Raw genomic sequence first — 25,810 nt, forward strand, 5'->3', positions numbered from 1 at the left:
TTGTCCAACAAATGGTTCTCTTGGCTGGAGTATTAAAACATTTGTATGTTCAAATTTCAGCTAACTTGCTTGTCTGTTGAAAATTTAAGCAGCTATTCGTCGGTTTGCTCGTTAATAAATCCGTTGCAGATCAGCAACGAAAATAAGGCAGTACCTCTACAAGGAGGAACTGCCCTGGCTTATTTCGATTCCACATCCTGCGGCACCATCTGATTGCGCTCAAGCAGCGCCCATAACTCTTCGGCCATCTCTTTGGCTGGATAGGGCATGGAACGGGTAATCCACCACTCCAGAACACCGACCGCAGCGGATACTAAAAACTGCTTCAGTACTTCTTGGTTCCTGTCTTTGTTCATATCACTCTTATCGATGTTTTCACCTAGCTGCTGAAACATCAACTCCATCATGCGGCTTCGAAAAGCGGGGATGCTCTTGTTTGTCAGCAGAGTCGAATATAGGAAAGCATGCTCCTCTAAAAATACAAGCGTTCGAAGCAGCAGCTCTTTAGACGTAAAGGAGGTTGCCTCCTCGTTAGGCAAGCATTTTTGCTGCAATTGGACTAAATGGACCTCTATGCATTGATCGAGAAGATCGAATTTGTCTACATAATGCAAATATACGGTGCCCCGGTTTACATTAGCCCGGTCTGCAATTTCATTAATCGTAATTTGCTCGAAATTTTTCTCTGCCATAAGGGCAATAAAAGCTTTCATAATCGCATCCCGCGTTTTGAGCACCCGTCTGTCCATAGAATCCTCCTGAAAAGTGGATATAAACAACTTCACCAAATCTGTTGATTAATCAACGAATCGGACTTTTTTAACGATTGAAGCGATCCCAAGTCGTTGGTACTATCATTGTATTGAACGAATGTCGATAAATCAACAAATGTTCAAATCGATAAGGGGTGGAATATGAAAATATTAGTTTATGGCGCGGGCGTTTTAGGCAGCTATCTGGCCCATGTGTTAGTGCAGGGAGGCAATGACGTCACGGTGCTTGCAAGAGGAAGCAGAGCGGAGGAGCTGAGCGAGGATGGGCTCGTCATTCGCCATTATTTTCAGCGTAAAACGACCGTAGATAAAGTGAAGGTCATTCAAGCACTCCCGGCGGATGACAGCTATGACCTGATTTTTGTTGTGATGAAATATAATGATTTCCCAGCGGTGCTGCCGATTTTGGCGAAAAATAAAAGCAGCCATATCGTGCTTGTCGGCAATAATCCGACGGCCAGTACGACGGAGAAAGAGCTGTTGGAGAATAGCTTGCCTGACAAAAAGGTTGCCTTCGGCTTCCAGCTAAGCGGCGGCCGCAGAGAAAAGGGGCGCATGATCTCCGTGCGTGGAGGCGGTCAAATGGTGCTTGGCAGCTTGAACGGGCCTGTTCCCTTTAAAGATTTAATCGACAAAGCATTTGCTGATGTCAAATATAAAATCGATTATCATGAGGATATAGATGCATGGCTTAAAAGCCACATTGTCCCTATTCTGGTGTTGAGCTCCGTTAGTTATGTCCAAGACAATCAATTTAAACAGATAGCGAAGGACAAAAAACTGCTCCTGCAAATGATTGCAGCCGTTGATGAAGGCTTTAAAGTAATGGAGGCTATCGGCTATACGATTACACCTGCAAGCCAGGTTGATTATTTTCGCCGGAAAAGGCAGCTCGTCTACTTTTTTCTGAACATTTATCATCGTCTTCCCGTTGCGAAAATGATAGATGGCTCATTCGTGGAAATCGCCCATTTGCATAAAGCGTTCGACGTTTGGAAGCAGCAAGCCCGTATAGCGACGCCAAACTGGAATGAGCTTGAGGAGGCGTTCCTTGCAAAAATGGAGGGGAAAGCTAACGAAAGACGATAAGTGGTGGATAAAAAAGGACAGCGCGGCTTCGCTTAAGCCCGCTGTCCTTGCTTACTTTCCATCGGCTGCTGCCCATTTGAGCCGGCTGCCGATCCTATTCCGCTGCCACTGCCGCCGTTACGCTTGAAAAGAAGCCTCAGCAGGGGTGGGATGGCGAAGTAGATGAACCATGTTCGAAACAGCTGGTAGACGCTGACGATGGCAACATCCGCATGAATCTCCTTGGCGATAATGCCCATCTGGTCCATGCCGCCAGGGGACATGCTAAGAAAAGCAGTGGCAGGCGACAGATTATGCAGCTTGGCAAGCAGCAGGCTCATGCCGAATGCTCCGGCAATGAGGACGATTCCGCTTAGGATGGCGAGCAGGGTGATGCGTGTTTTATTTTTCAAATTTTCCGGCCGCAGCAGCAGTCCGACATAGGTGCCGATCATGAGCTGTGCTGCACTCAACAAGGTCGATGGCAGCAGAGGAGCGTCTAAGCCAAAGTTATGAAGCAGTGCGGTTGCGATCATCGGGCCGAGCAAATAGGACGAAGGCATCTTGATCTTTTTTGCCAGCAGCGCCGCCGCCACACAAGCGAGGGCAAACGGCACAATGCCCGGGAATAAGGCGCCCCACTGCGTCCACTCGGAGCCTGCTGCTGCAACGACGATTTCATCGTGAACGCCCCCGAACAATGGGCTGAATACGAGCAGCGGCACACAAAAAATAATCATCATCAGCCGCGATACCTGCAAAAAGGTGACGACCGTAATATCAATGCCCTTCGTATCCTCCGCTAAAATAACCATTTGCGACAAGCCGCCCGGAATGCAGCCCATTAGGACGGTCGGCAGCGGCAATCCAGACAGCTTGGCAATCGTGATGCCAATTAACCCGCTAAATAGCAGCAGCAGTACCGTCATAAGCACCATAGTCGGCAGCTGATGGCCCATTTCCTTCATCGTGTCGACTGTAAGGGACAGTCCGATTGAATAGCCAATAATAAGCAGTGCTATATTGCGCATGGAGCTGGGCCATTGCGGTTTGAATGTCTTTCTCAGCAATCGTGAACCGAGAAAGGCGAATACCATCGGACCGAGCAGCCAAGGCAGCGGCACATGAAGCGATGCGAACAGATAGCCCCCGGCTAAAGCGAGCACGAGTGCCGTTACAAAACGGATCACAGCTGGTCAGCCAGCTCAGCAATTCGTTTGTTTGCGTCTCCTTGGAACAGCCCGCCATGGTAGCAAATCACCTGCTCGATATCAAACGCTTTAAGCTTGCTGAGGGAACGGATAGCCTCCGCCATATTTGGGGTGGCAGCAGGCACTGGCCCGGATAGCTGGCCATCGATCACCACCATGGCATCCCCCGCGAGAAGCGTCTTGCTCGGCTGATGATACAGAGAGAGATGTCCCGGCGTATGGCCGGGTGTATGAATAACGGTAAGCCCGCCGCCGAAGTCGAGCGTATCGCCATCTGCAATCGTCAAATTAACGTTCGGACGGGTTGGATGGATAAAAGTGTGCTCAAACGCTGTCCGCTGCTGTTCAGGCATCGTCTCAAGCAGCTGCGCCAGCCTTTCAGGAGACGCTTTGAGCAGCGGCTCTTTCCCGTCAATCGCAGCCTGATCCCCAAGATGGGCGTAAACGACGGGCAGCTTGCGACTCGAGGACAGAAAACCTGGCAAGCCCCCGATATGATCCAGATCCTGATGAGTAAGAATAATAGCGCTTGGCGGTACATCGGGAAATCCTGCCTCTACGACCATTCGCTGAATCGCTTCGGCAGAGCCTGGCAGGCCCGTATCAACCAGCACCCAGAAGTCCGGCCCTAATATCGCTGTGGGATGAAATACTCTATGATTGTCTCCCAAGCTTAAAGTCAATTCCAGCATTTCAATTCCTTCGGCTATGCGCATGTGCAGGCCACAGCTTTATTCCTATTTAAATAGAAACAAGCGGCAGCGCACCTCCTTTACCAGTAAAGTAAAACTTATGAGTTCAATATAAAACTAAATAGTTTCGGTGTCAACTCCAGACGTTGACCTCGCCCTTTCCTCATGTCAAGATAGGGGGGAGGAGGGCATCTAAATGGAGGAATTACGAAAAGGAAAAATTTTAGACGCTGCTTTGGCGCTTTTTCGGGAGAAGGGCTACAGCGCTGCATCCATGCAGGATATTGCTGAAGCTTGCGGCATGGCGAAAGCGAGCATATATAAGTTTTTTGCTTCCAAGGAAGATTTATTCACCGAGGTGTTTACCGTTTGCTACCGTTCTTTGCTGGAGCAGGAAGCGGAGCTTGACCGTGTGCAGTCGCAGCAGGGGCTTGCGCCAAAGGAGAAGTTTCGCCGGAAAATTGAATTCCAGCTGTATTATACGATGGAGAACCATTTGTTCATGCTCGACTTTAAGGAGCTGCCGATTACGGCGAATGATAAATTTTTGACGGCATGGCAAAATAAAAAAGCGGCTATGCTATCGTGGCATCGGGAGCTGCTGACAGAAGCGTACGGCGAGCAAATCGACGCTATCATATGGGATGTCGTTACCATTTTTCGAGGCATGCTGCTGCAATATTTGTCCTATGCCATTCAGAAGGTCATAGCCGTGCCGATGGCAGAGCTGGCCGCTTTTCTGGTGGACCGGATGGACGCCGTCGTCCGCGATATGGCGGCCAAGCAGCCGAAGCCGATTATTGATGGCGCGAACGTCTATTTTAACCATTTGAACCCGAGCGATGAGCCGGTACGGCGGGAAACGGCTGTGCAGTTTCTTCAAGCACTGGCGGGGAAAATAGACGAGCTGCCTAAGCCAGAGGCTGTTCGCGCAGAACTGCGGGAAGTCGTTTCGCTCCTTGGGCAGGAGGCTCGGGCAGAGCAGCGAAATCCGACACTTGTACGCGTGCTTATCGCCTATTTGGACAACGTTTCCGAGCTGAGGGCTGATGTAAGACAGCTGAATCTTATGCTGTTCTAGCAGCTTGCCCTTGTGACTATTGGGCAATGGTATCTGACCTGTCTAAGAAAGGAATATTATCCCGAAAATTGTCGAACGCATATTCACTCCCATGATAAAAATGTCGATATATTTAAGACACACATCAGAGGAGTGAAGTTATGAGGTTCAGCATTCGCTTTAAATTGCTAACGGGTTTTATTTCGGTAGCGTTACTGCTTGTTGCAACAGGGTTAATCGCGATGTTTGCCATGAACGGAATGGGCGACAAAGCAAAGGAAATGAATGATAGGTGGATGCCAAGCGTATCCCTTCTTGGAATTATGAACGGGGAAGTGTCTGACATTGAGCGGCTTGCCCTGAACATCATTGTCGAGACGGATACAGATGAAGTCAACAAGTTGAACAGTGCTTTGAACGATCTTATCGACAAGATTAAAACCGAACGCGAGCAATATGCAACGATGGTTCAAACTGAAGAAGAGAAGGCGCTGTTCGATGAATTCGGCAAAAGCTTGGATCTTTATTTGACCAAAATGCCAGAGTTTATCGCATATGGCAAGGAAAATAACTTTGAAAGGGCGAGCGAGCTGCATACGACAGCTTACCCGCTCTGGTATACGGCTAATGACAATATTACCAAATTGATCAATCTGGGAATAGAAGGATCGAAAAACGCTGCAGACGAGTCAGTTGATCTGGCTGTGACTAGCACGAATACCATTATAGCCGTAGTCATCTTCGCTGTACTGCTAGCGATTGCTATTGCTATCTTGATTTCGCAGATGGTATCTAGGTCTGTACAGAAAGTAAGCAGAGCGGCGGAGCAAATTGCCCAAGGCGACCTGACCGGCGAGACGATCGTCATTAAAAACCGCGATGAAATCGGCGATTTGGCTAAATCCTTTAATGCAATGACCCACAGTTTGCGTGAGGTCATTAATTCGGTCTCCATGACCTCTTCGCTCGTTGCCGCTTCCTCCGAGGAGCTGATGGCAAGCGCTGAGCAGAACAGCAAGGCTTCGGAGCAAATTTCCGAGACGGTCGAGGAACTGGCTGTCGGAACAAGCGAGCAGGTTGATATGGTGAAGCGCTCCTCTCAAGCGATCGACGAAATGTCGATAGGTGTCGAGCAGATCGCGCTGCGTGCGCAAAGCGTATCTACATCGGCACTCGATGCGGCGGCTCAATCATCAGAAGGCAACCGGACGATTCAGCAGGCCGTCGTACAAATGGATTCCATTCAGCGTTCGATTTCTTCGCTTGCTGACTTGGTCACTGAACTTGGCGAGCGTTCGCATGAGATTGGCAAAATTACCGATGTGATTACCGCCATTGCAACGCAAACTAATCTGCTTGCTCTGAATGCGGCGATTGAAGCGGCAAGAGCAGGCGATCACGGTCGCGGTTTTGCGGTCGTAGCAGATGAGGTCCGCAAGCTGGCCGAGCAATCGTCCGCTTCGGCCATGCAAATTACCGGATTGGTCAGCGTTATTCAGAAGGACACGATTAATGCAGTCCAAGCTGTAACGATGAACAAACAAGAGGTATCGCAAGGTATCGCAGTTGTGACGAATGCTGGAGAAGCCTTCGAACAAATTTTGGATGCCGTTAACAAGGTAGCTGGCGAAATCCAAGAGGTTTCGGCTAGTGCCGAGCAAATGGCGGCAAGCACGGATGAGGTTGTCGGCTTCGTGAAGCAAATTTCGCATATTGCGGAGGAAGCTTCGGGCGGCGCGCATAATGTATCCGCAGCGACACAGGAGCAGCTTGCTTCGATGGAGGAAATTGCATCCTCGGCGGCATCATTGTCCAGCATGGCTGAGGAGCTTCAGGATAAAATCAGCAGATTCAAAGTATAAGCGAATGCCAGCTTTCAAGCTTCATTTGTAATAAAAGCAAAGAGACAGCTCCCGGTAGCACAGGGGCTGTCTCTTTGCTTTTAAACTTTGTGCGATTGATTTCTCTAATCTTTTTTGTGATCGTTTAGAAAAATGGATAAACTCGCAATTTTAACATCTGCAATACGGAAATGGTAATCGAGCAATAATGGGTCGGGTAACCCTGTTTTGTCGTAAGTTCCTTCCAACTTGCATGTTACAACAATCTCATCCTTATTCTCTTGTATTGATCTAGGCTCTAACGTTACATTTGCTCCAAAATGGTATTGATCGGCCCATTTTTTAATCTCCTTTTTGCCAATCCGCTTTTTTCCTTCATCCAAAACAACGGCATCTTCTGAAAAACAATTTATAAATGCTTCTGGATCGGGCTTATTCGATGCATCCATATATTCACGAATTACAGTTGGAATTTGAAGGATTTCCATAGTATCTCCCCTTAGTTTGTTTGAGTAATTAAATGGTAGGAATGGTTCCGCCATCAATGACATATTCGCTTCCTGTAATGGATGCTGCACGATCAGAAACCAAAAATGCAACCAGCTCAGCAACTTCTTCAGGAAACCCAGGGCGGCCAATTGGAATGCCTCCAAGCGAATCCATAAGCTGCTGGAGCGCACTTTCTCTGCTTCCTGTTGCAGTTGCCATCCTCTCAATTAACGCATCTGCTGCCTCAGTCTGAATAAAACCAGGAGACAATGAATTAATACGAATACCACGGGGAGAAAATTCATTAGACAGCCCCTTGCTGTAATTAGCGAGAGCAGCTTTAGCTGCTGCATAAGCTAATGTAGTCTCGTAAAGAGGCAATTTTCTTTGGATGGAGGTGAAATGCAGAATAACGCCTGATTTGTTTTCCAACATGAGTGGAATTAAACCGCGATCAAGCCTTACTGCGGCCAGAAGATTCCAATTTAATGCCTGCAGCCAATCGTCATCGCTAAGGACAAGTGCGCCTCCTGGTGGAGTAGAGGATCCGCCTACACAATGGACAATAATATCAATACTACCAAGCTGTTCTTTCACTGCTGCAATCACTTGCTCTACTCCTTCAGGCGAAGCAATATCGGCTTGAACAAATTTGACCGAAGCGGGCATGTCAGCAGATACGGAACGGGCTGTTGTCAAGACAGTGGCTCCACTGCTTGCTAGCCTCTTCACAACAGCTTGCCCCATTCCTTTTGTACCGCCAGTTACAAGCACCTTCTTGCCTTTAAATTCTGTTGCCGAGTACTCAAATGTGCTATCCATATCTATTCCTCCTTATAATGAATAATAGTACACTTGACTCTTCCATAACGTCCAATCTATTATAATAATGAAATTGATGAATAATATTAATATAAAGAAGGTCACATAATGGAGCTTACACAATTAGAGTACTTTATGACGGTAGCACGCTTAGAACACATGACGATGGCTTCAAAGACACTCGGTATTACCCAGCCAGCGCTAAGTCATGCGATTGCAAAGCTTGAGAACGAAATCGGGGCTCCCTTGTTTGAGCGTAATGGGCGAAACGTGAAGCTGAACCGCAATGGCGCCATGTTCTCCAAATGGATCGGCAAAGCCTTGCAGAACATTGAAAGCGGCGTAAAAGAAATCGAAGAATGGTCTAGCCCGGAGACGGGCGTTATTACTTTATCCTATCTCAATATCCTTGGTGTTGACTTAATCCCCCATTTAGTCCGAAGCTATCAATTAGACTATCCCAAGGTTCGATTTGAATTGACACAAGGGAATCTTGGAGATATAGATGAGCATTTGGAACAAGGACATTCGGATCTTATGATTACATCGAAGGAATCTACTTTAGACAATCATAAATGGATGATGATCCAGAAGGTCCCATTGTATATTGTTGTAGCCTCTCAGCATCATTTAGCGAATCGTTCAGCTTTGAGTTTGGCAGAGCTTTCGGGCGAGCCATTCATCGGTTTGAAAAACAATTGCGGCTTAAAAGCGACGATAATGTCGCGTTTCCAACATACTGGTTTTGTACTTGATTCGGCGTATGAAGCCGAGGACTTAATCACAGTAGCCGGCTTTGTTAAGTCAAATCTCGGTGTATCTGTCTTGCCTAAGACGATGGGATTAATGTTAAACGAACTTGTTTGGATTCCGATTACGGATGATGGCTGGTATTGGGAAATAGGCTTAAAGTGGAGGGAGGATCGTCATATTTCTCCGGCTGCCAAGCGGTTTATTGCATTTGTTGAAAATGAGCAGCGGTAGGCTGATTTACGCGCTTGTATGAAAAATTCACTCTAGGATAAAGCGCCTTTAAGTTGGAAATACGGCTATTGTAAAATAATCGTACAACTTGGAGGTGTTTTATCCTTGTTTCATGAACGGGGGCAATTTCAGATGATGCATCACTTTCGGGGTGTTTTTATGACATAGCCAGTTGGAGAGGGGATTCCCTGAAGCATATCGGTCATTGAAGGCCTTTTACAAGCACTTCCACCGATTTCTCTTCCGTTTTCACGATATCGTAGGCAGAGTCGGATTGGCACCAGGTGATCAAAGCTCCCGTGATATAGGTGTATAAATAATTTGCAATTTCTTCCCGGGACAATTCGCCAGTGAACAGCGATTGGGATAGCCCTTCATCCACAATTTCATACAGCAGCTCTGGCTTCAAACAGTCCGCCAAATAAGAGGAGCTGTCCGGCGATGTGGAGGACAAATTGACGATATGCGCCAGCTTTGTCAATTCTGCTCCTGCGACCGACGAAAAGCTTAATGCGATGACAACAAAAGCTTTAAGCTTGTCTATCGGGGCAGCTGCAGGATGCTCGTTCGCATACTGCTGGAATTGCTCATTTATATATTCGCTAATATCATCGCGGTATAATTGTTTGACGATAGCCTCTTTCGACTTGTAATGAATGTAAAAAGCACCTTTGGAAAGGCCGCATTTCGCGCAGATTTCGTCTACTGTAACCTGATTGTAGCCTTTGGCTAAAATGAGCTCTTTGGCAACAGAAAATATTTTCTTTTTTGTTTGTTTCCCCTTGAGGTACCGCTTCGTTTCCACCGTTTTCATGTCTTCCCTCCTCCGTAGGTTCAGTGGTCAACTTCTCTTTCTTCCAATGAACTTCTATAACGAAATGGGGGCATGAGGTTGCCATCGCCAACTCTGGCAATGCTCAAGCTCTGCAAAGTTTAGCGCAAGAGACAGGGGCGAAGCTGGCAACCATTCAGGACGTTGCCGAAGGTGCTGAGGTCGTGATTATCTCCATCCCGATAAAACGGATTTCGAGCCTGCCATCCGGATTTCTGGACAAGGCCACTCCAAACGTAGTCGTTATCGATACGAACAACTATTATCCATTTATGCATCACGATGGCGTAATTGATGAGATCGAAAAAGGCCTTCCCGAAAGCCGTTGGGTGGAGCAGCAAATTAAACGCCCGGTCATTAAGGCGTTTAATGCGACCCCATGGTATAACTTGACTTGGGGTGTGCCGGCGGGAACCCCGGGCCGTCTGGCCCTGCCTGTCGCCGGAGACGACTCCGCAGCCAAATCCATTGTTTTCCAACTGGTTGATCAGGTAGGGTTCGACCCTGTCGATGCCGGCAGTTTGGATGAGTCTTGGCGTCTGCAGCCGGGCAAGCCGGCCTATTGCGTCGACCTTGGTGCGACTGGGATGCAACAGGCGCTCGCTGCAGCGAGCCCGGAACGCAGTCCGGAATTAACAGGGTCCCACCTTAGCAAGGATGTGATTCAAGCAGCACACGAGCAGCAAAGCGCGTTTTACGAGAAATATTTTAAAGCCTGCTTACTGCTCGCGGAAGCGAACGATTGGACGGAAGCAAAAGCGACCAAGGCGCTGCATGTGCGATTTGAGAAAGGCGATAAGTCTCCAGATGTTATTTTAAACCTCGTGCTGAAACAGCAACGACTTGATTGATGCCATGGTCGACACTGGCGTATTGTTCTGGAGTGACGCCGACAACAGCTTTAAAATCTTTAATAAAATGTGATTGATCGTGGTAACCAAGCTCTAGCGATAGCTGCGTCCAGTCATGGCTTGGGCTGCGTTCCAGCGTTTCAGCGGCATTTTGCAGCCGGTACAGCTGAATAACCCATTTTGGCGTAACGCCAACATATTGATCGAATAGACGCTGCAGCGTTCTTTTGTTAATATGAAAAGCCTCGCATAGCTGGTCGACCTTCGTAACGTCTCGCTGAGCTATAATCCAATCGACCATTTGATTAATGAGCGTGACCGATTCATCCTGGGCAGGCAGCTTCGGTTTAATGAAGCGCTCGGCGAGCTCGACCATAGCGGCTTCTTCTTCCTGTGCCAGCAGCAGCTTCTCGGCGGATGGCCCATCCATATCGAAAATATCATGGATGCCCAGCGGATGGTCAGCAAGAGAGGACACCGGCTGCTTCATAAACGGATAAAAGCCGCCAGGACGGAATTTTGCGCCGAAGACGCAGCCTTTGCCTTCTACAAGATAACTATACTTCTGCTTGGCCGCACCGAAAATGCCGCTTCTTCCATGCTGAACGATAAGGTTCACGCATGGATTGGGCACAACCTCCTGCAAATACTGCTTCTGCTCGGACAAGTCCCAGCTGACGATCCAGAAATGCTTGATGAAAAAAGCAATATCCTCGGAAGGCGCATAACGCGTAAGCTGAAAATTTTTCTCCCCCTCCTGCAAATGGAGAAGGCCCATGCTCGGTCGTTGCATGCTTGCGCTCATCTTAAATTCCTCCGCCGTTTATTGTCATAGTCGTTGTCGCGTTTTTACAATACCTGTTGTTATTTGCACGTTATAATAATTTTATCACAGCCAAGCATACTAGCAAGAAAAGGTGAAACGGCTTTCGCCGTCATCTGGCGGCGCGGCGCGTTTCATTCCGAGAAATATAGAGAGAGGATGGAAAAGTCATATCCTTTCCTATATTTTAAGTATAAGGTCAGCCCATTCACGATTGCGGAGGAGTGTAGGTATGGATTTGAGATATGATTTTTATGTAAATGCCGAGCCGGAGGAGGTCTGGAATGCGTTCATGAAGCCGGAAAACACGCGCAAAATCTTTTTTGGCAGCACGCTGCATTCGACGTTTGAGCCAGGTGCCCATTATGAATACATTGGGCCAAATGAGAAGGGCGAAGAGGTTGTGCATGTTTACGGAACGGTACTGGAATATAAGCCAAATGAGCTATTCAGCTGTACGGAGCACCCGGGGCCCTCATATCGTGAAAATCATGCGGAGCTGGAAACACGGCTTACGCTGTCGCTTGAGAAGGTCGGCGGCTGCACGAAGCTGACGCTGGTGAACGATAAGTGGCCAGCTGACCACCCGTCATATGAAAATACGAAGACGAGCTGGTGGATGATTCTCAGCAATATTAAGACGTTGGCGGAGACGGGCAAGACGCTTGATTTCGGCTGGTAAGCGCACATATATAATGGGATAAAGAGTTAGAGCAATAGAGGCGTTTTTTGCAAAAAGCAAGGATGTATCCGCATTCAGCGGAAAAATAAAGAACCAGAGCCATAGGCGGCTTTGGTTCTTTGTTGCGATTTAAAGTAAGAATAACGAATCAGTTTAGTTTGGCTAAACTTCTTTACAATCCCTAAGAACAAGGTAATATGGAAGCCATATACATACAAACGATCAAGGGGTTGGATTTATGCGGATTAAGTTTGAGGAATGGGTTGTGGAAGCTGATATAGCCTCTATGCACAAAGCGATGGAGGAGGGCGTACTTAGCTCTGAAAAACTGACGCTAATATATTTAGAAAGAATCGAACGTTATAACCCGATCATCAATGCGGTACTTGAACTAAATCCAGAGGCCATAGCCATCGCGAAGCAGTTGGATAAGGAACGCGAGGAGCGTGGGAGCAGGGGACTGCTGCATGGAATCCCTATTTTGTTAAAGGATAATATAGATACGCATGACGCCATGCATACAAGCGCAGGCTCCATAGCATTAGCGGATTCCATTGCCGAAGCGGATTCGTTCGTAGCTGCCCGCTTGCGTGAAGCGGGTGCGGTACTGCTTGGTAAAACAAATATGACCGAATGGGCAGGGTGCATGTCGGGTCAAATATGGGCGGGATACAGCTCTAGAGGCGGTCTCACGCTCAACCCATATGGCCCAGGGGAATTGTTCATTGGTGGCTCCAGTTCTGGTTCAGCGGCAGCTACCGCAATTAATTTAGCAGCGGCAGCTATTGGAACGGAGACGACAGGCTCGATCATTAGCCCTGCCAGCCAAAATGGCCTTGTCGGACTGAAGCCAACTATTGGTCTCGTTAGCCGCGCTGGCATTATCCCCATCTCTCATTCACAAGATACAGCGGGTCCTTTGACGAGAACCGTTGCTGATGCAGCACTGCTGTTGGGGGCAATGACGGGTGCGGACGGACAGCAAGAGACGAGCTTTATAAATGACTATCTCCCTTTTCTGGACGCTTCCTATTTAAAAAAAGCGAGAATCGGCATTCCCAGATTTTATTACCAGGGCTTAGATACTGATCGGCTTGAGATAGTAGAGGCTGCAATTGTCATTCTAAGAGAGGCGGGAGTAACGATTGTTGATCCTGTAGAGCTGCCATGTGAACAGGAACAGTGGGATGGCAATGTCATCCGCTACGAATTGAAGCAGGGCTTGAATGATTATTTGGGCAAGCTTGCTGCGCATGTCCCTGTTCATTCCTTGCAGGAGGTCATTGCTTTTAATGCGGCAAACGCTGAGCAAGCGTTAAAATATGGCCAAGATACTCTCATTTCTTCGGAAGAGACGAGCGGGACCTTAACGGAGCCGGCTTATTTGGAAAGCCTAGCGAGGAATAAAGAAATGGCGGGTAAGCTAGGAATCGACCATGCACTTGCAGAGCATCAACTGGACGCGCTGCTGTTCCTTGGCAACGAGGGGGGTGACGATCTCGCTGCAAGAGCGGGTTATCCGGTTATTACCGTACCTGGCGGATACGCGGAGAAGGGGGTTGTCGCAAGCGGCGGATATGTAACCAATGGACCGCAAGGCATCACTTTTGTGGGGGCCGCCTTCAGCGAGTCAACCCTAATAAAGCTGGCTTATGGCTTTGAACAATTAACGAAGCATCGCTTTGCTCCTGTATTGAAGGAAGAAAAATAGAGTTTGAGGCTGCTGCGTATTATTTTCAAAGTATTGCAGCTTGATAACCTTTGCTGTAGCTGGGGAGGGGAAAGCGCGTTGAGTGTAAAGCTTTTATATATTGAGGATGACAAGGAAATTGGACAGTTCGTTTATGCGCATTTGCAGGAGCGGGGCTACGAGGTGCAGTGGCTGCTGAGCGGCGAACGGGCGCTGGAGGAGGCGGCGGGCTGCTCACTGGCGATTTTGGATGTGATGCTGCCGGGACTAGATGGTTTTACGATTGGGCAGCGGTTGAAAAAGGCAGAGCCGAGCATGCCGATTCTAATGCTATCGGCGCGGACGGCAATTGATGATAAGCTGCAAGGCCTGCAGTTTGCTGATGATTATTTGACGAAGCCGTTTCATCCTGATGAGCTGACGGCAAGGGTCGAGGTGCTGCTGCGCCGCTTTGCAAGCGTTGCGGCTGAGCCGCTGGCGGTTAAGCATTGGCTTGTTTTTGAACAGGAGAACCGCATTGAAAATCGGGAAACGGGCGAGGAAATTCTTTTGACAGGCAAGCAGTTTCAAATCTTCTCCTACCTGCTGCGCCATTTGGGGCAGATTATGACGAAGGAGCAAATTTATGAGGGTGTATGGGGCGAGGCTTATCTGGAAGGGGACAAGACGCTGATGGTACATATTCGCTATTTGCGCGAGAAGCTGGAGAAGGACCCGGCTCATCCCGAAATTATTGAGACGGTGCGGGGTATCGGCTACCGGGTGAAGCCGTGAAGCGGAATAAGAAGGAGCGGCGGACACTCATAGGCGGCCGTTTGTTTCAATCGCTGCAATCCAGATATCTGCTCATTATTCTATCAGCGTTTCTGTTCGTGCCGATCGTGTTTCCAGTGGCGACGGTTTTCTATTATTATCTGGGAGTTGCGGTTCAGCAACAGGACATGCAGGAGCTTAAATACGGCAAGAGCAGCGAGATTGAGCTAATGTTCCATCAGCAGGCGGCCGTGCTGTCCGGCGCATCCAGCCAGCATATCAATGAAACGCTGCGAAAGCTGCGGGAGAGCTATCCCGATGCTTCCTTCTTTTGGGTCGATGGAGAGGGGAAGACGAAGCTGGAGCTTGGCGGGCAGGACAGATTGCCGGTGACGTGGTCGAATGAAGATGCCATCCAGTTTATGAAAGAAAATACCGGATCAGACACGTTTACGGTTGTTGCCTTTATTGGCGATAAGCCGCTTGGCCAAGGCTTTATGGCGATGCAATTGCCGCGTTCGCTTGTGCAAAGCAATACGCCGCTCATATCTGGAGCCCCGTTTTATATTCTTTTTCTCATCCTGGTGTTCCTGTTCTTCGTGGCTTTATCGCTGTTGTTCTTCCGCCATATTCGTAGGCGTCTGCTGCGCTTGCAGGCGGCTATGACGAGGCGGGGAGCAGAGGGTCTTCCGCTGCCGGTGGAGGTGAATAAGCAGGATGAGATTGGACAGCTCGAAATCGCTTTTAACGAAATGATTTTGCAGCTTAGAGCGGGCAGGCAGAGGGAACGCGAAGAGGAGGAGCTGCGCAAGGAGCTGATTGCGAATTTATCGCATGATCTGCGTACGCCGATGACGGTGATGGGCGGTCAGCTGTATACGCTGCATAAGGAGCCGCTTAGTCAGGCGGGACGCGAAACCGTAAAGCAGTTGGAGAATAAAATCGATACGGTCAGCAGCCTGATCGAAAATCTGCTTTCGTATACGCTGATGACCAGCGGACGGTATCCGCTTGAGCTGGCACCGCAGGATGTGCTGCGGCTTGTCAGGGAAAGCGCAGCCTCTTGGTATCCGCTTTGGGAGCGCGAAGGGCTGGCGGCGGATATTGAACTGCCCGAGCAGGCGCTTGTCTGGCGTGTGGACAAGGACGGCTTCCGTCGCATTTTGGACAATCTGTTCCAAAATGTTATGCGTCATGCCGCTGACGGCGGCTACATTGGCGCTGCCATCGTGCAGCATAGCGAGCATTCGGCTCTCGTCATTTCGGATCGGGGACCCGGCACCCAGTCGGCCTCGAAGGAGAAAGGGGCAGGCATCGGCCTTGCGATCGTTCATTATTTGGTCCGCGAGATGGGGCTGGCCTGGCATATTGACAGCACAGCTAAAGGCACACGCATTCTAATCTATCCGGAAGCGGCGGCGGGTTATTTTTTAAACAAAATTTAAACAAAGAGGCTCCTTGGTTTTAACCTTGATGCGTTATTCTAGCTTTCGAGGTGATAGACATGAACGAATGGGTCATAGAAACGAAAGGGCTCAGCAAAAAATATAAAGGGCGTTATGCTGTAGCCGGACTGAATTTGCGCATTGAAAAAGGGGATATTTACGGCTTTCTTGGGCCGAATGGGGCAGGGAAAACGACGACCATCCGCATGCTGCTCGGGCTGATTAAGCCATCGGGCGGCAGTGTGCATATTTTCGGCAAGGAGCTGCAAAAGGAACGGCTGAACATCCTTCGCAAAGTCGGCTCGCTGGTGGAATACCCGTCCTATTACGGACATCTTACCGCAGTCGACAATTTGGAGGCCATTCGCCGAATTATCGACGTCCCACGGGCGAGAATTGCCGAGGTGCTGGACATCGTTGGCCTTGCGAAGGAGGCACGGCGGTCCGTAAAGGGGTATTCGCTGGGCATGAAGCAGCGGCTTGGCATCGCCAGCGCATTGCTGGGCAATCCAGAGCTGCTGATTTTGGATGAGCCCACGAATGGCCTCGATCCTTCCGGCATTTTGGAAATTCGCGAGCTGATTAAGCGCATGCCGCGGCAGCATGGCATTACGGTGCTCATCTCCAGCCATTTGCTGAGCGAGGTCGAACAGATGGCGGGAACGGTAGGCATCGTTAGGCAAGGGGAGCTTGTTTTTCAAGATACGATTCAAAATTTGCAGCAGAAGGCGCAGAGCACAATCGAGCTGCGGGTATCCGATCCGCAAGCGGCGCTGCTCACCTTGTATGAGCAGGGTTTGGACGCTGTCAGAGAAGGCTCGCTTATTAGACTGGAAGGAATAAGCGATGCCGCTGCGGCACAGATGGTGAACCAATTAGTAGCGCGCAAGCATGACGTATATCGTATCGAAGAAAAAAGAAAATCGCTAGAGGATCTTTTCCTGCAAATTGTTGGGGAAGGGGGACAGAAGTGATGGGCATGCTTTTCAAGGCACTATCTGCCGATTTTTTGAAAATACGCCGCAAAGGGCTGTGGGCGCTCGTTATATTTGCTCCTTTTGGCGTTGTATTGCTGCAAGCCGTCAATTTTGGGCTCCGTTATGACTATTTAGTGAAGCAGTATGCCGAAGATTTATGGGGCGGGCTGCTGCATAACATCTTCATGTTTGTGCCGATCTCGCTGTTTCTCGGCTGCGTGCTTGTCAGCTCGCTGCTGGCAAATGTGGAGCATGGCACAGGCTCATGGAAGCAGCTGCTGGCGCTGCCTATATCAAGGCTGACGGTGTTTTCTGCAAAATTTGCGCTGAGCGCGATTTTGCTGGCCTGCTCCTGCCTGCTGCTTGCCGTATTCTCTGTCGCTTTAGGTGTGCTGCTTGGCTTTGGCTGGCACTTTCCGCTGACGGAGGTGCTGCGGCTAAGCTTCTATCCTTATGCAGGTGCGCTGCCCATGCTTGCCTGCATGCTATGGCTCTGCATGACCTTTCGCAATCAGGGCTTCTCCATTAGCGCCGGGATCGTTACCGCGATGGCTTCCATGTATCTTCCGGCTAAATATACGTGGCTGCCGCTGAATTGGCCGCTGCTTGCCTTCAGAGGCGAACAGGGAGAGCTTTATATCGGCGCGGGAATATTGACCGGGCTAGTTATTTTTTTGCTGGGTTCTGTGCATTTTGGCCGAAGGGATGTGGTCTAGAATGGCTGCATTCATGAGGCTGCTGGCATCCGAGCGGCTTAAGCTGTCCCGCTCCTTCATTTGGCTGCTAGTCCCTATTAGTCCGCTGCTCTCGTTTTTATTAGGCATTGTCTCTAATCCAATAGAAGGCACGCCTGCCGAGCAATATGAAGGCTTGTATTCATCCATGGCGTTGTTTCATGCGGTGCTGCTTTTGCCGATTTTGACTGGCGTCTTTGCGGCTTTCGTTTGCCGCTATGAGCATGCTGGGGGAGGCTGGAAGCAGCTGCTGGCGATGCCAATATCGCGTAAATCGCTTTATTTCGCCAAATTCTGGCTCGTTTCCGAGCTGCTCATCGGTGTGCAGCTGCTTTTCTTGGCAGCGGTGCTCATTACAGGTGCTGCCCGCGGACTCCATGAAATTCCTTGGAATTTTATGCTGCTGGGCTTGCTGGGAGGCTGGCTCGCTTGCTTGCCTTTAGCAGCGCTTCAGCTCTGGGCATCCACCAGCTGGAGCAGCTTTGCAGCGCCGCTGACGATTAACGTCATGCTGACGCTGCCGAATATATTAGTCATCAACTCAGCAGAATATGGCCCCTTTTATCCTTGGGCGCAGCCGACGATTGCGATGCTGGCGCTGGGCTCCGAAAATTACGGTGCCTTCACTATGCCTGTGATGAACTTGTTTATGACGATTATAGGCAGCTTGCTTCTATTTATTATCGGCGGCCTAGTCTATTTCCGAGCTAAAGAAATATAATAACAGGAAACAGCCCATGCAGCTCAGCCTTACGGTTCGAGCTGCTGCTGCGTTTTCTGCTTGTTCTGTATGTTCTGCTTGTTCAACAGTGGCCTGACTACATACCAGAAATAAATGGCGCTGATGAGCATAACGATGGCCGTGATGAGAAAAGGGAGCTGGACATTTTTCTGCTCCAGCATCAGCCCTGCAGCATAGGCTGCCGCCGCGCCGCCTATGCTGCGAAACAGAGAGCGCAGCCCCGCAAAGCTGTTGCGGTCCTCGTCCGGCAGCGACGACATCGTGTTGCTGTCGATGAGCGTATTGAGGAAGGCGAACAGCCCGCCCCGCAGCAGCAGTGCGCTAGCGAATAAGCCTACCGAGCTGGTGACAGACAGTACGGCTGCGCATACAATCGTCAGTGCGAACAACAGCATATACGTTTTGACCTCGCCGAGCCGGGATAACACGGAAGGCACCAGCAAAGTGCCGATGAACAAGACGAAATAATTAGCTGCGAGCAGTGATGATACGGCTTCATTTTCCCAATTGAGCTGGTACTTAACGATGACGTTCAGGAAGGGCATGGTCAAAGCGCCAGCAATGCCGGATATGAAAATAAATCCTGCTAGCAGCCAGACCTGCTTCGTTGGCAGTAGACGAGTAAGCGAATGGGCAAATTTGCGCGAAGCGGATGCTTTCCCAACTGCTGCCCGATGCTCGCTGCCAGCTCCAGCTTTCCGATCCTTCGCTGTATCCTGTGGCCCAATCCCCCGCTGCTGTGCTTCCTGCGTTGTCTTCTTCACAGCAGCTTGGCGATCAGAAGGCAGCTTCCATCCGCGAATGATCGCGAGCAGCAGCATGAACATAGACGCCAGCCACAGCTGCGGCTCATAATGGTCTGCTGGCGTGCCGAGCCAGCGGGGCAAATACCCGCCAAGCAGCGTGCCTCCGATGTTGAAAAACATAAACACAGCGAGAAACAGGCTGTAAGCCTGCGTCTCGGCTTCCCGGGAACGATTATATTGAAACAACAGCTGGGTTTCCGTCGCAACAATAAATACGATGCCGCAGGACAGCATGGCCTGAGCGCCATAATATAGAAGCAAGTGGTCGCTCACTGCAAACAGCGCAAAGCTGCCGGACATCATGCAGATGCCGCTCACCATAATTCGCTTTCGTCCCAGACGTCCTGCCAGCATGCTGGCGGGAATGCCGACGGCTCCTCCAATTAAGGTGCTGACCGATGTCAGGTGGCCAATCGCCTCTTCATTCACACCTTTTGATAGAAAATATAAATTAAGCACAAGGCTCGACAGCCCCATGGTCATTCCGAAGCATATTTCGCTAAAAATCAGCCATTTTGCAGCGGGCGCAAGCTGCTTGATGGCCTTGCCGTATCCAAACATGACAATCTCCAATCTGATGTTGAACAGTGCTTTCGTTAACCGACTCTACTGCTTCCCATGTGAAATTTTAATATTCATGAAGTATAACATGAGCGTTTAGGAGCGTATAGAAGTCCAACTGATGAACGATTATAATTAAAACTATCTATTCCTTCAAAGAAAGCGGTGTGAGCATGAACGGCTCTGTGTACGTATTCATTATTTTAATCGCGGGATTGATTTTATGGAGGAGGACGCGCAGCTTTTATCGTCCGATTCGCGGCAGCGGCATACGTTTGCTGCTTCCCCTTCTTTTCATGCTGCCGGGCTTCATGATTTTCCTCAATCCTCACATCCATGCGCCGCTGCTTGAATGGCTCCTCGCTATTGTGATCGGCTTAGCGCTGTCGATACCGCTCATCTGGACGACTAATTATGAGGTGCGCGAGGATCAGCAAATTTATGCGAAAAAGAATCGAGGCTTCATCGTCGCTTTTCTAGCGATTTTGGGCATTCGCCTGCTGCTGCGAAATTATGTGTCGATGCTCGATCCGGAAACGTTCGCCGCCTTGTTCATGGTGATCGCCTTTTCCTATATCATTCCTTGGCGCGTCATGTCTTATCTGAAGTTCAGAAAGCTTGCTAGAGAACGGCTCGCGGCGTAGCTTTTCCATGCACGCACAAAAACAAGCAGTAAATAACAAGTCAGGCAATTGGACCTTGTATGAGGCCCGATTGCCTTTTTTCACATGATTTAAGGACGAAGCTCATTGACAGCCTATAAGCTTTTCACTATTATTAATGAGAATCATTATTACTGAACCGAAACGGAGACAACGACAACATGATTAGAACGACCAAGAAAACGCTCCTATCTATCGCAGCTACGATTTTCCTCGTATCAACCGTGCTTATGGCATGTACGAAGCAGGAAGCGGCGCCAAGCGCTAGCAGTGGAACTACTGAAAACGCAGCAGTCGTATCGGAAAAGGCCATTACGTTATCTTGGCCGCGTGATATTGGAACGATGAACCCACACACATATAATCCTTCGCAGCTATTTGCCCAATCGATGATTTATGAGCCGTTGGTCAGCTATAAAGCAGGGGGCAAGCTTGAGCCGATGCTGGCTGAATCATGGACGATTTCGGAGGATGGCAAGGAATATACCTTCAAGCTTCGTCAAAATGTGAAGTTTTCCGACGGAACGGCTTTTAATGCCGCGATCGTGAAGAAAAATTTTGATGCGGTTATGAAAAACCCGAGCTTGCACAGCTGGCTTGGCGTTATCAACGTTCTCGACAAGACGGAGGTCGTTGACGAATACACCTTTAAAATGACGCTGAAGCAGGCCTATTATCCGGCTATTCAGGATCTTTCGCTCGTTCGCCCGGTTCGTTTCTTGGGTGAAGCCGGTTTCCCGGATGATGGAGACACTTCTAAAGGAATTAAAGAGCCGGTTGGAACAGGCCCGTGGATGCTGGCTGAATACAAGAAGGACGAATATGCCGTATTTACGCGCAATCCGAATTATTGGGGCGAAAGTCCAAAAATCGATAAAATCACCGTCAAAATCATTCCTGACGCGGAAACCCGCGTATTGGCTTTTGAAAAAGGCGAGCTCGATTTGATTTATGGAGAAGGTGTCATCAGCATGGATGCCTTTAATAATTTGAAAGAATCCGGCAAGTATGCAACCCAATTGTCCGAGCCGGTCGGAACAAGAAGTCTTCTGCTGAATACAACGAATGACAAGCTTTCCGATTTGCGGGTGCGTCTGGCTCTTCAGGCTGGCTTTAACAAGCAGGCGATGGTTGAAGGCATTACGCTCGGCCTTGAGGAAAAGGCGGATACGATTTTGTCTAAAAACTTCCCTTATACGAATATCGACGTACAACCTGTCGAATACAATACGGATAAAGCGGCTGCTTACTTGGATGAAGCAGGCTGGAAGCTGCCTTCCGGCAAAGCCGTTCGCGAGAAGGATGGACAGGCATTAGAGCTGGAATTGATTTTCGATAAGACAGATCCGATTCAAAAAGCGATGGCTGAAACGATGCAAGCCGAATGGAGTGCGATCGGCGTGAAGCTGAACATAACGGGGCTTGAGCTCACGACGCAAATTCAGCGCCGGAAAGCGGGCGAATTTGACCTTGATTTCTGGTACAACTATGGCGCACCGTATGATCCGCATTCCTTCATTAACGTTGTAGCTGAGAAAGGCTGGGGCGTAGCCGAGGCCAACTCCGGCTTGCCAATGAAGCAGGAGCTGGATCAGCAAATCCATGAAGCGCTTGCCTCGACGGATGAGACGAAGCGCCAGCAGCTGTACAGCTCCATCTTGCTGACGCTGCAGGAGCAATCGGCGATTGTGCCAATCTCCTATATTAAGAAAACGGTAGTGCTTCAAAACAAGGTGACGGACTTTGCGTTCCCTGCGAATCGGGACGAAAATCCATTTGAAGGAATAAACATTAGCCAGTAATAAGCAGCCAGTAGCAAGCAGCCAGCAGGGAGGCAATCCATGATTAGCTATATCGGGAGGCGATTGCTCGCAATCGTCCCTATCATTCTTTTTGCCATTCTTATTACGTTCGTACTCATTCAGGTATCGCCTGTCGACCCGGCAGAAGCTTATTTAACGGCTGCCCACATTCATCCGACGGAGGAGCTGCTCGCTGAGAAGAGACATGAATTTGGCTTGGATCAGCCGCTGCTCGTCCAATATGGGCGCACGGTCGTCAAGATGGCGCAGCTTGATTTTGGAAAATCGTATATGACGAATGAACCGGTATGGGAGGACGTCGTATCGAAAATGCCCGCGACGGTGCAGCTCGCCGTCAGCAGCATATTGTTTGCGATGCTCGTCAGCATCCCGCTCGGCTTTTTGTCGGCCATTTATAAGAACAGCCCGATTGATCATTTCAGCAGAGGGCTCTCGTATTTCGGGGCGTCCATTCCGCAGTTTTGGCTCGGTTATTTATTGATGTTCTTTTTCGCCGTCAAGCTGGATTTGCTTCCTGTAGAAGGCAAGGGCTCGTGGGAAAATCTCGTGCTTCCGACGCTGACCCTGTCACTCGCTCTTATCGCTATCTATACCCGGCTGCTGCGTGCGAGTGTGCTGGAGCAGCTGCAGGAGTCGTATGTGCTGTATGCGAAGACGCGAGGAATTAAGCAGCGGATTATTATGGTCAAGCATGTGCTGAAAATCGCGATTTCACCCGTCATTACAGGCCTGGGCATGAACTTTGGCAAATTGCTGACCGGGACGATTATCGTGGAGCAGGTATTTTCGTGGCCGGGGTTCGGCCGATATTTTGTCGATGCGATATTCAATCGGGATATTCCGGTCATTCAGTGTTATGTGTTCCTCGCGGCTTGCTTGTTCATTATCTGCAACTTAATCGTTGATTTGGTACAGCTTTATATGGATCCCCGAATTTCCCTGAAAGGAAGAACCGACCAGTGATTGCGAGACTACGCACCGTCCTGAGGGGCCAGAAAGCGATTGCCATATGCACGGCCATTTTACTCGTTTTTGCTATTGTGACCCTTTTAGCTCCATGGATTTCGCCACATGACCCTATCAAAGTCAATTTGGCGCTTAAGCTGCAGACGCCTTCGGCGGAGCATTGGCTCGGTACCGACCATTTAGGGCGCGACACTTTATCGCGCTTGCTCTATGGCGCCCGTATTTCACTTGGTCTGGCTTTCTTGATTTTTATTGCCTCTCTGGGGATCGGCTTAGTTATTGGAACCATTGCAGGGTATAGAGGGGGCTGGCTGGATGGCTGCCTGATGCGTTTTTGCGAAGCGGTCATGACGATTCCGAATCTCGTGCTCGTTTTGGGCATGGTCGGCATTTTTGGACCGGGGCTGATGCAGGTTGTGCTCGCGTTGATGCTGGTACAATGGGTGTATTACGCCCGCATGTTCCGCGGCATGGTTATCAGCCTGAAAGAACGCCAGTTTATTACCGCCGCTCGAATCAGCGGCTCCTCCGAGTGGAAAATTATTAGACGGCATATTATTCCGAATGTGCTGCCGCCTATTTTGGTCATGGGAACGCTTGAAATGGGCTGGGCGATTATGGATATTTCGGCGCTATCGTTTCTAGGCCTCGGTATTCAGCCGCCGACTCCGGAGTGGGGGGCGATGATTCATGAAGGCAAAGCCTTTATTCGCAGCCATCCGGAATTGATGTTATATCCGGGCTTGATGATTTTGTTCGTGGTCATTACGTTCAACATATTAGGTGAAGCGTTGTCGGAGCGATTTGGGGTAAAACGACGGATGTGAATAGGAATGAGGCCCATGTTGGAAAAATCTCGCAAGGTGCTGCAAGTAAGCGGCCTGCATGTGAAAGTAAAGTCGGAGCAAGGGATGCTTTCCCTGATCGAGGATATTCATTTTGATATTGAGCACGGCCGTGTGCTTGGCCTTGTGGGCGAGAGCGGCAGCGGCAAGTCGGTTACCTGCAATTCCCTGCTGCAGCTTCTGGACCCGAAGCATACGACTGTCGAAGGCAGCATTCAATTGAATGGCCGCGAGCTGAATGGTCTGAAGGCGGAGGACATGCGGCAAATACGGGGCAAAGAAATTTCTTTCATTATGCAAAATCCAATGAATGCTTTTACGCCGGTATATTCGATTGGCGTTCCTTTCATTGAAACGATTCGTACACATACCGCCCTTACGAAAAAACAAGCTGTCGAGTTGGCCGTCACCGCGATGGAGGCGATGAACTTGCCCGATCCCGCCAAGCTGTTGAAATTGTATCCTTTCCAGCTCAGCGGCGGCATGCTGCAAAGGGTCATGATTGCGATATGCATGTGTCTGCGTCCCGCGGTCGTCATTGCCGATGAACCGACAACGGCGCTGGATGTCGTGAACCAATTGCAAGTGCTGAGAGAGCTGGATCGCCTTCGAGTGGAGCATGGCACGTCAATTTTGCTCATTTCCCATGACTTAGGGGTCATCTCTGAATTGGCCGATGAGGTTGCTGTGATGCAGCAGGGACGAATCGTAGAAAAGGCAGATGTGTTTCAATTGTTTGATCATCCGCAGCATCCGTATACGAAAAAGCTGCTGAATGCCAGACCGAAGCTGCCTGACCATCTGAGCGGATATTTTGAAAACAGGGGGTAGCGTATGCTGCTGCAGGTAAAGGAAGTCACCCACACCTATGGTGAGACGAGGCTGCTATGGCGTTCTGCTAAGCGTGCCCCCGTGCTCTCAGGCGTCTCTCTTGCTCTGGAGGAAGGCGAATGCCTCGGTCTGCTTGGGACGAGCGGTGCGGGAAAAAGCACATTAGGCAAAGTGATTCTCGGATTGGAAAAGCCGCAAGCCGGTCAGATTCTTTTTCAAGGGCATGATCTTTACCGGTCGGATGCAGCTACCCGCAGATCATTGCGTCGGGATTTGCAAGTGGTGTTTCAGGACTGTTATTCATCGGTCAACCCGCGTGCGACAGCGCAGCAGATCATTGGCGAGCCATTGGAGAACTATGAGCGGCTGTCCGTACAGGAGCAAAAACGAATGATTGGCGGGCTGCTCGAACGGGTCGGCCTGAAGCCAGGTGATATGCAGAAATACCCGAATCAATTTAGCGGAGGACAGCTGCAGCGCATTAATATCGCGAGAGCGATTGCCTTGAAGCCAAAGCTGATTGTACTAGATGAATCGGTCAGCAGCCTCGATATGGTGAATCAAACGCATATTTTGAGTTTGCTAAGCGAGCTGAGGGCGGATTTTGGGCTTTCGTACGTGTTTATTACGCATGATATTAAAGCGGCCTATTCGATATCGGATAAGCTGGCGGTGATGGAGCATGGGCGGGTGATCGAGATGTGCGATGATAAGGATCAAGTTTTCGCATCCACTCACAGGGCCGTGAAACAACTGCTTGCTGCCATGCTCCCCGAGCATCCCCGATATCGCTTCCGATCGTCATTGGATAGCCGTGCAGAGGCTTAATCGTAAGAAAAGAAGACTC

At 49.6% G+C, this 25,810-nt stretch carries 26 protein-coding genes; 18 read left to right on the forward strand and 8 right to left on the reverse strand.

The annotated features are described in order from the left end of the window. Positions 1 to 179: 179 nt before the first annotated feature. Positions 180 to 749 (reverse strand): TetR/AcrR family transcriptional regulator, encoded by a 570-nt coding sequence (locus AC50X8_RS26780; RefSeq protein ID WP_056032152.1) that lies wholly within the window; start codon positions 747 to 749, stop codon positions 180 to 182. Positions 750 to 914: 165 nt separating this feature from the next. Between AC50X8_RS26780 and AC50X8_RS26785 the strand changes: the two genes are divergently transcribed. Further along, positions 915 to 1,862 (forward strand): ketopantoate reductase family protein, encoded by a 948-nt coding sequence (locus AC50X8_RS26785; protein WP_056032149.1) that lies wholly within the window; start codon positions 915 to 917, stop codon positions 1,860 to 1,862. A gap of 32 nt (positions 1,863 to 1,894) precedes the next feature. Here the strand turns inward: AC50X8_RS26785 and AC50X8_RS26790 are convergent, their stop codons facing one another. Further along, on the reverse strand, positions 1,895 to 3,031 hold the full coding sequence (locus AC50X8_RS26790; protein ID WP_494882624.1) for an AbrB family transcriptional regulator: 1,137 nt from the start codon (positions 3,029 to 3,031) through the stop codon (positions 1,895 to 1,897). After that, the gene (locus AC50X8_RS26795) at positions 3,028 to 3,744 is read right to left on the reverse strand and encodes an MBL fold metallo-hydrolase (RefSeq protein ID WP_494863691.1); all 717 of its coding nucleotides are present in this window, start codon (positions 3,742 to 3,744) and stop codon (positions 3,028 to 3,030) included. The genes AC50X8_RS26790 and AC50X8_RS26795 overlap by 4 nt, the downstream gene beginning before the upstream one ends. A 196-nt stretch (positions 3,745 to 3,940) precedes the next feature. On the opposite strand from AC50X8_RS26795, the gene AC50X8_RS26800 reads away from it, so the two are divergent. Both AC50X8_RS26800 and AC50X8_RS26805 read left to right on the forward strand, forming a co-directional pair. Next, positions 3,941 to 4,825, forward strand: coding sequence for a TetR/AcrR family transcriptional regulator (locus AC50X8_RS26800; RefSeq protein ID WP_494882626.1), 885 nt, complete (start codon positions 3,941 to 3,943; stop codon positions 4,823 to 4,825). A 140-nt stretch (positions 4,826 to 4,965) separates the two neighbouring features. Next, positions 4,966 to 6,666 carry a methyl-accepting chemotaxis protein gene (locus tag AC50X8_RS26805; protein ID WP_056032141.1) on the forward strand — a complete coding sequence of 567 codons (1,701 nt, stop codon included), beginning with the start codon at positions 4,966 to 4,968 and terminating at the stop codon, positions 6,664 to 6,666. A 104-nt stretch (positions 6,667 to 6,770) separates the two neighbouring features. On the opposite strand, the gene AC50X8_RS26810 is transcribed toward AC50X8_RS26805, so the two are convergent. Continuing rightward, positions 6,771 to 7,187 carry a nuclear transport factor 2 family protein gene (locus AC50X8_RS26810; RefSeq protein ID WP_494882628.1) on the reverse strand — a complete coding sequence of 139 codons (417 nt, stop codon included), beginning with the start codon at positions 7,185 to 7,187 and terminating at the stop codon, positions 6,771 to 6,773. Then, positions 7,162 to 7,956 carry an SDR family oxidoreductase gene (locus tag AC50X8_RS26815; RefSeq protein ID WP_056032136.1) on the reverse strand — a complete coding sequence of 265 codons (795 nt, stop codon included), beginning with the start codon at positions 7,954 to 7,956 and terminating at the stop codon, positions 7,162 to 7,164. The genes AC50X8_RS26810 and AC50X8_RS26815 overlap by 26 nt, the downstream gene beginning before the upstream one ends. Before the next feature lie 108 nt (positions 7,957 to 8,064). Here AC50X8_RS26815 and AC50X8_RS26820 point away from each other — a divergent pair, with 108 nt between their 5' ends. Continuing rightward, positions 8,065 to 8,940: a LysR family transcriptional regulator gene (locus AC50X8_RS26820; RefSeq protein WP_056032133.1), complete on the forward strand. Its 876-nt coding sequence runs from the start codon at positions 8,065 to 8,067 to the stop codon at positions 8,938 to 8,940. Positions 8,941 to 9,142: 202 nt separating this feature from the next. On the opposite strand, the gene AC50X8_RS26825 is transcribed toward AC50X8_RS26820, so the two are convergent. Continuing rightward, a complete protein-coding gene (locus AC50X8_RS26825) occupies positions 9,143 to 9,754 on the reverse strand; it encodes a TetR/AcrR family transcriptional regulator (protein ID WP_494882630.1) in 612 nt (203 codons plus the stop codon). Positions 9,755 to 9,810: 56 nt separating this feature from the next. Between AC50X8_RS26825 and AC50X8_RS26830 the strand changes: the two genes are divergently transcribed. Then, the gene (locus tag AC50X8_RS26830; protein ID WP_494882668.1) at positions 9,811 to 10,623 is read left to right on the forward strand and encodes an NADPH-dependent F420 reductase; all 813 of its coding nucleotides are present in this window, start codon (positions 9,811 to 9,813) and stop codon (positions 10,621 to 10,623) included. Here AC50X8_RS26830 and AC50X8_RS26835 read toward each other — a convergent pair. After that, on the reverse strand, positions 10,583 to 11,428 hold the full coding sequence (locus AC50X8_RS26835) for an AraC family transcriptional regulator (protein WP_494882632.1): 846 nt from the start codon (positions 11,426 to 11,428) through the stop codon (positions 10,583 to 10,585). The genes AC50X8_RS26830 and AC50X8_RS26835 overlap by 41 nt on opposite strands. A 250-nt stretch (positions 11,429 to 11,678) precedes the next feature. On the opposite strand from AC50X8_RS26835, the gene AC50X8_RS26840 reads away from it, so the two are divergent. The 7 genes from AC50X8_RS26840 to AC50X8_RS26870 all read left to right on the forward strand — a co-directional run bounded on the left by AC50X8_RS26840 (position 11,679) and on the right by AC50X8_RS26870 (position 18,448). Beyond that, complete coding sequence (locus AC50X8_RS26840) at positions 11,679 to 12,128, forward strand: SRPBCC domain-containing protein (protein WP_494863701.1); 450 nt, start codon at positions 11,679 to 11,681, stop codon at positions 12,126 to 12,128. Between the two features lie 238 nt (positions 12,129 to 12,366). Continuing rightward, the gene (locus tag AC50X8_RS26845; protein WP_494882634.1) at positions 12,367 to 13,839 is read left to right on the forward strand and encodes an amidase family protein; all 1,473 of its coding nucleotides are present in this window, start codon (positions 12,367 to 12,369) and stop codon (positions 13,837 to 13,839) included. 78 nt (positions 13,840 to 13,917) lie between these two features. Further along, complete coding sequence (locus AC50X8_RS26850) at positions 13,918 to 14,592, forward strand: response regulator transcription factor (RefSeq protein WP_056033039.1); 675 nt, start codon at positions 13,918 to 13,920, stop codon at positions 14,590 to 14,592. After that, positions 14,589 to 16,016, forward strand: coding sequence for a HAMP domain-containing sensor histidine kinase (locus tag AC50X8_RS26855; RefSeq protein WP_494882636.1), 1,428 nt, complete (start codon positions 14,589 to 14,591; stop codon positions 16,014 to 16,016). Before AC50X8_RS26850 ends, AC50X8_RS26855 begins: the two co-directional genes overlap by 4 nt. A gap of 59 nt (positions 16,017 to 16,075) precedes the next feature. After that, positions 16,076 to 16,990 (forward strand): ABC transporter ATP-binding protein, encoded by a 915-nt coding sequence (locus AC50X8_RS26860; RefSeq protein WP_056032115.1) that lies wholly within the window; start codon positions 16,076 to 16,078, stop codon positions 16,988 to 16,990. Next, positions 16,990 to 17,709: an ABC transporter permease gene (locus AC50X8_RS26865; RefSeq protein WP_327204910.1), complete on the forward strand. Its 720-nt coding sequence runs from the start codon at positions 16,990 to 16,992 to the stop codon at positions 17,707 to 17,709. The genes AC50X8_RS26860 and AC50X8_RS26865 overlap by 1 nt, the downstream gene beginning before the upstream one ends. A 1-nt stretch (position 17,710) precedes the next feature. Next, complete coding sequence (locus AC50X8_RS26870; RefSeq protein ID WP_056032112.1) at positions 17,711 to 18,448, forward strand: ABC transporter permease; 738 nt, start codon at positions 17,711 to 17,713, stop codon at positions 18,446 to 18,448. A gap of 29 nt (positions 18,449 to 18,477) precedes the next feature. On the opposite strand, the gene AC50X8_RS26875 is transcribed toward AC50X8_RS26870, so the two are convergent. After that, a complete protein-coding gene (locus tag AC50X8_RS26875) occupies positions 18,478 to 19,848 on the reverse strand; it encodes an MFS transporter (RefSeq protein WP_494882639.1) in 1,371 nt (456 codons plus the stop codon). 161 nt (positions 19,849 to 20,009) lie between these two features. Here AC50X8_RS26875 and AC50X8_RS26880 point away from each other — a divergent pair, with 161 nt between their 5' ends. The 6 genes from AC50X8_RS26880 to nikE all read left to right on the forward strand — a co-directional run bounded on the left by AC50X8_RS26880 (position 20,010) and on the right by nikE (position 25,791). Then, positions 20,010 to 20,480 carry a CcdC family protein gene (locus AC50X8_RS26880; RefSeq protein ID WP_056032105.1) on the forward strand — a complete coding sequence of 157 codons (471 nt, stop codon included), beginning with the start codon at positions 20,010 to 20,012 and terminating at the stop codon, positions 20,478 to 20,480. A 179-nt stretch (positions 20,481 to 20,659) separates the two neighbouring features. Further along, entirely contained in the window at positions 20,660 to 22,300 is a 1,641-nt protein-coding gene (gene nikA / locus AC50X8_RS26885) for a nickel ABC transporter substrate-binding protein (RefSeq protein ID WP_056032097.1), read from the forward strand. 39 nt (positions 22,301 to 22,339) lie between these two features. Further along, a complete protein-coding gene (gene nikB / locus AC50X8_RS26890) occupies positions 22,340 to 23,284 on the forward strand; it encodes a nickel ABC transporter permease subunit NikB (RefSeq protein ID WP_056032094.1) in 945 nt (314 codons plus the stop codon). Next, positions 23,284 to 24,114, forward strand: coding sequence for a nickel ABC transporter permease subunit NikC (gene nikC, locus AC50X8_RS26895; protein ID WP_494882670.1), 831 nt, complete (start codon positions 23,284 to 23,286; stop codon positions 24,112 to 24,114). Before nikB ends, nikC begins: the two co-directional genes overlap by 1 nt. Before the next feature lie 15 nt (positions 24,115 to 24,129). Further along, positions 24,130 to 24,963: a nickel import ATP-binding protein NikD gene (gene nikD / locus AC50X8_RS26900; protein WP_056032089.1), complete on the forward strand. Its 834-nt coding sequence runs from the start codon at positions 24,130 to 24,132 to the stop codon at positions 24,961 to 24,963. A 3-nt stretch (positions 24,964 to 24,966) separates the two neighbouring features. After that, a complete protein-coding gene (gene nikE / locus AC50X8_RS26905) occupies positions 24,967 to 25,791 on the forward strand; it encodes a nickel import ATP-binding protein NikE (RefSeq protein ID WP_494882642.1) in 825 nt (274 codons plus the stop codon). Positions 25,792 to 25,810: the final 19 nt, after the last annotated feature.

Source organism: Paenibacillus sp. JT22N15 (assembly GCF_059383755.1).

What these genes read in the sequence shown, in the direction of transcription:
- AC50X8_RS26780 (WP_056032152.1), bottom strand. Translation starts at nt 749, where the DNA reads ATGGACAGACGGGTGCTCAAAACGCGGGATGCGATTATGAAAGCTTTT.
- AC50X8_RS26785 (WP_056032149.1), top strand. Translation starts at nt 915, where the DNA reads ATGAAAATATTAGTTTATGGCGCGGGCGTTTTAGGCAGCTATCTGGCC.
- AC50X8_RS26795 (WP_494863691.1), bottom strand. Translation starts at nt 3,744, where the DNA reads ATGCTGGAATTGACTTTAAGCTTGGGAGACAATCATAGAGTATTTCAT.
- AC50X8_RS26800 (WP_494882626.1), top strand. Translation starts at nt 3,941, where the DNA reads ATGGAGGAATTACGAAAAGGAAAAATTTTAGACGCTGCTTTGGCGCTT.
- AC50X8_RS26805 (WP_056032141.1), top strand. Translation starts at nt 4,966, where the DNA reads ATGAGGTTCAGCATTCGCTTTAAATTGCTAACGGGTTTTATTTCGGTA.
- AC50X8_RS26810 (WP_494882628.1), bottom strand. Translation starts at nt 7,187, where the DNA reads ATGGCGGAACCATTCCTACCATTTAATTACTCAAACAAACTAAGGGGA.
- AC50X8_RS26815 (WP_056032136.1), bottom strand. Translation starts at nt 7,956, where the DNA reads ATGGATAGCACATTTGAGTACTCGGCAACAGAATTTAAAGGCAAGAAG.
- AC50X8_RS26820 (WP_056032133.1), top strand. Translation starts at nt 8,065, where the DNA reads ATGGAGCTTACACAATTAGAGTACTTTATGACGGTAGCACGCTTAGAA.
- AC50X8_RS26825 (WP_494882630.1), bottom strand. Translation starts at nt 9,754, where the DNA reads ATGAAAACGGTGGAAACGAAGCGGTACCTCAAGGGGAAACAAACAAAA.
- AC50X8_RS26835 (WP_494882632.1), bottom strand. Translation starts at nt 11,428, where the DNA reads ATGAGCGCAAGCATGCAACGACCGAGCATGGGCCTTCTCCATTTGCAG.
- AC50X8_RS26840 (WP_494863701.1), top strand. Translation starts at nt 11,679, where the DNA reads ATGGATTTGAGATATGATTTTTATGTAAATGCCGAGCCGGAGGAGGTC.
- AC50X8_RS26845 (WP_494882634.1), top strand. Translation starts at nt 12,367, where the DNA reads ATGCGGATTAAGTTTGAGGAATGGGTTGTGGAAGCTGATATAGCCTCT.
- AC50X8_RS26860 (WP_056032115.1), top strand. Translation starts at nt 16,076, where the DNA reads ATGAACGAATGGGTCATAGAAACGAAAGGGCTCAGCAAAAAATATAAA.
- AC50X8_RS26865 (WP_327204910.1), top strand. Translation starts at nt 16,990, where the DNA reads ATGGGCATGCTTTTCAAGGCACTATCTGCCGATTTTTTGAAAATACGC.
- AC50X8_RS26870 (WP_056032112.1), top strand. Translation starts at nt 17,711, where the DNA reads ATGGCTGCATTCATGAGGCTGCTGGCATCCGAGCGGCTTAAGCTGTCC.
- AC50X8_RS26880 (WP_056032105.1), top strand. Translation starts at nt 20,010, where the DNA reads ATGAACGGCTCTGTGTACGTATTCATTATTTTAATCGCGGGATTGATT.
- nikA (WP_056032097.1), top strand. Translation starts at nt 20,660, where the DNA reads ATGATTAGAACGACCAAGAAAACGCTCCTATCTATCGCAGCTACGATT.
- nikB (WP_056032094.1), top strand. Translation starts at nt 22,340, where the DNA reads ATGATTAGCTATATCGGGAGGCGATTGCTCGCAATCGTCCCTATCATT.
- nikD (WP_056032089.1), top strand. Translation starts at nt 24,130, where the DNA reads ATGTTGGAAAAATCTCGCAAGGTGCTGCAAGTAAGCGGCCTGCATGTG.
- nikE (WP_494882642.1), top strand. Translation starts at nt 24,967, where the DNA reads ATGCTGCTGCAGGTAAAGGAAGTCACCCACACCTATGGTGAGACGAGG.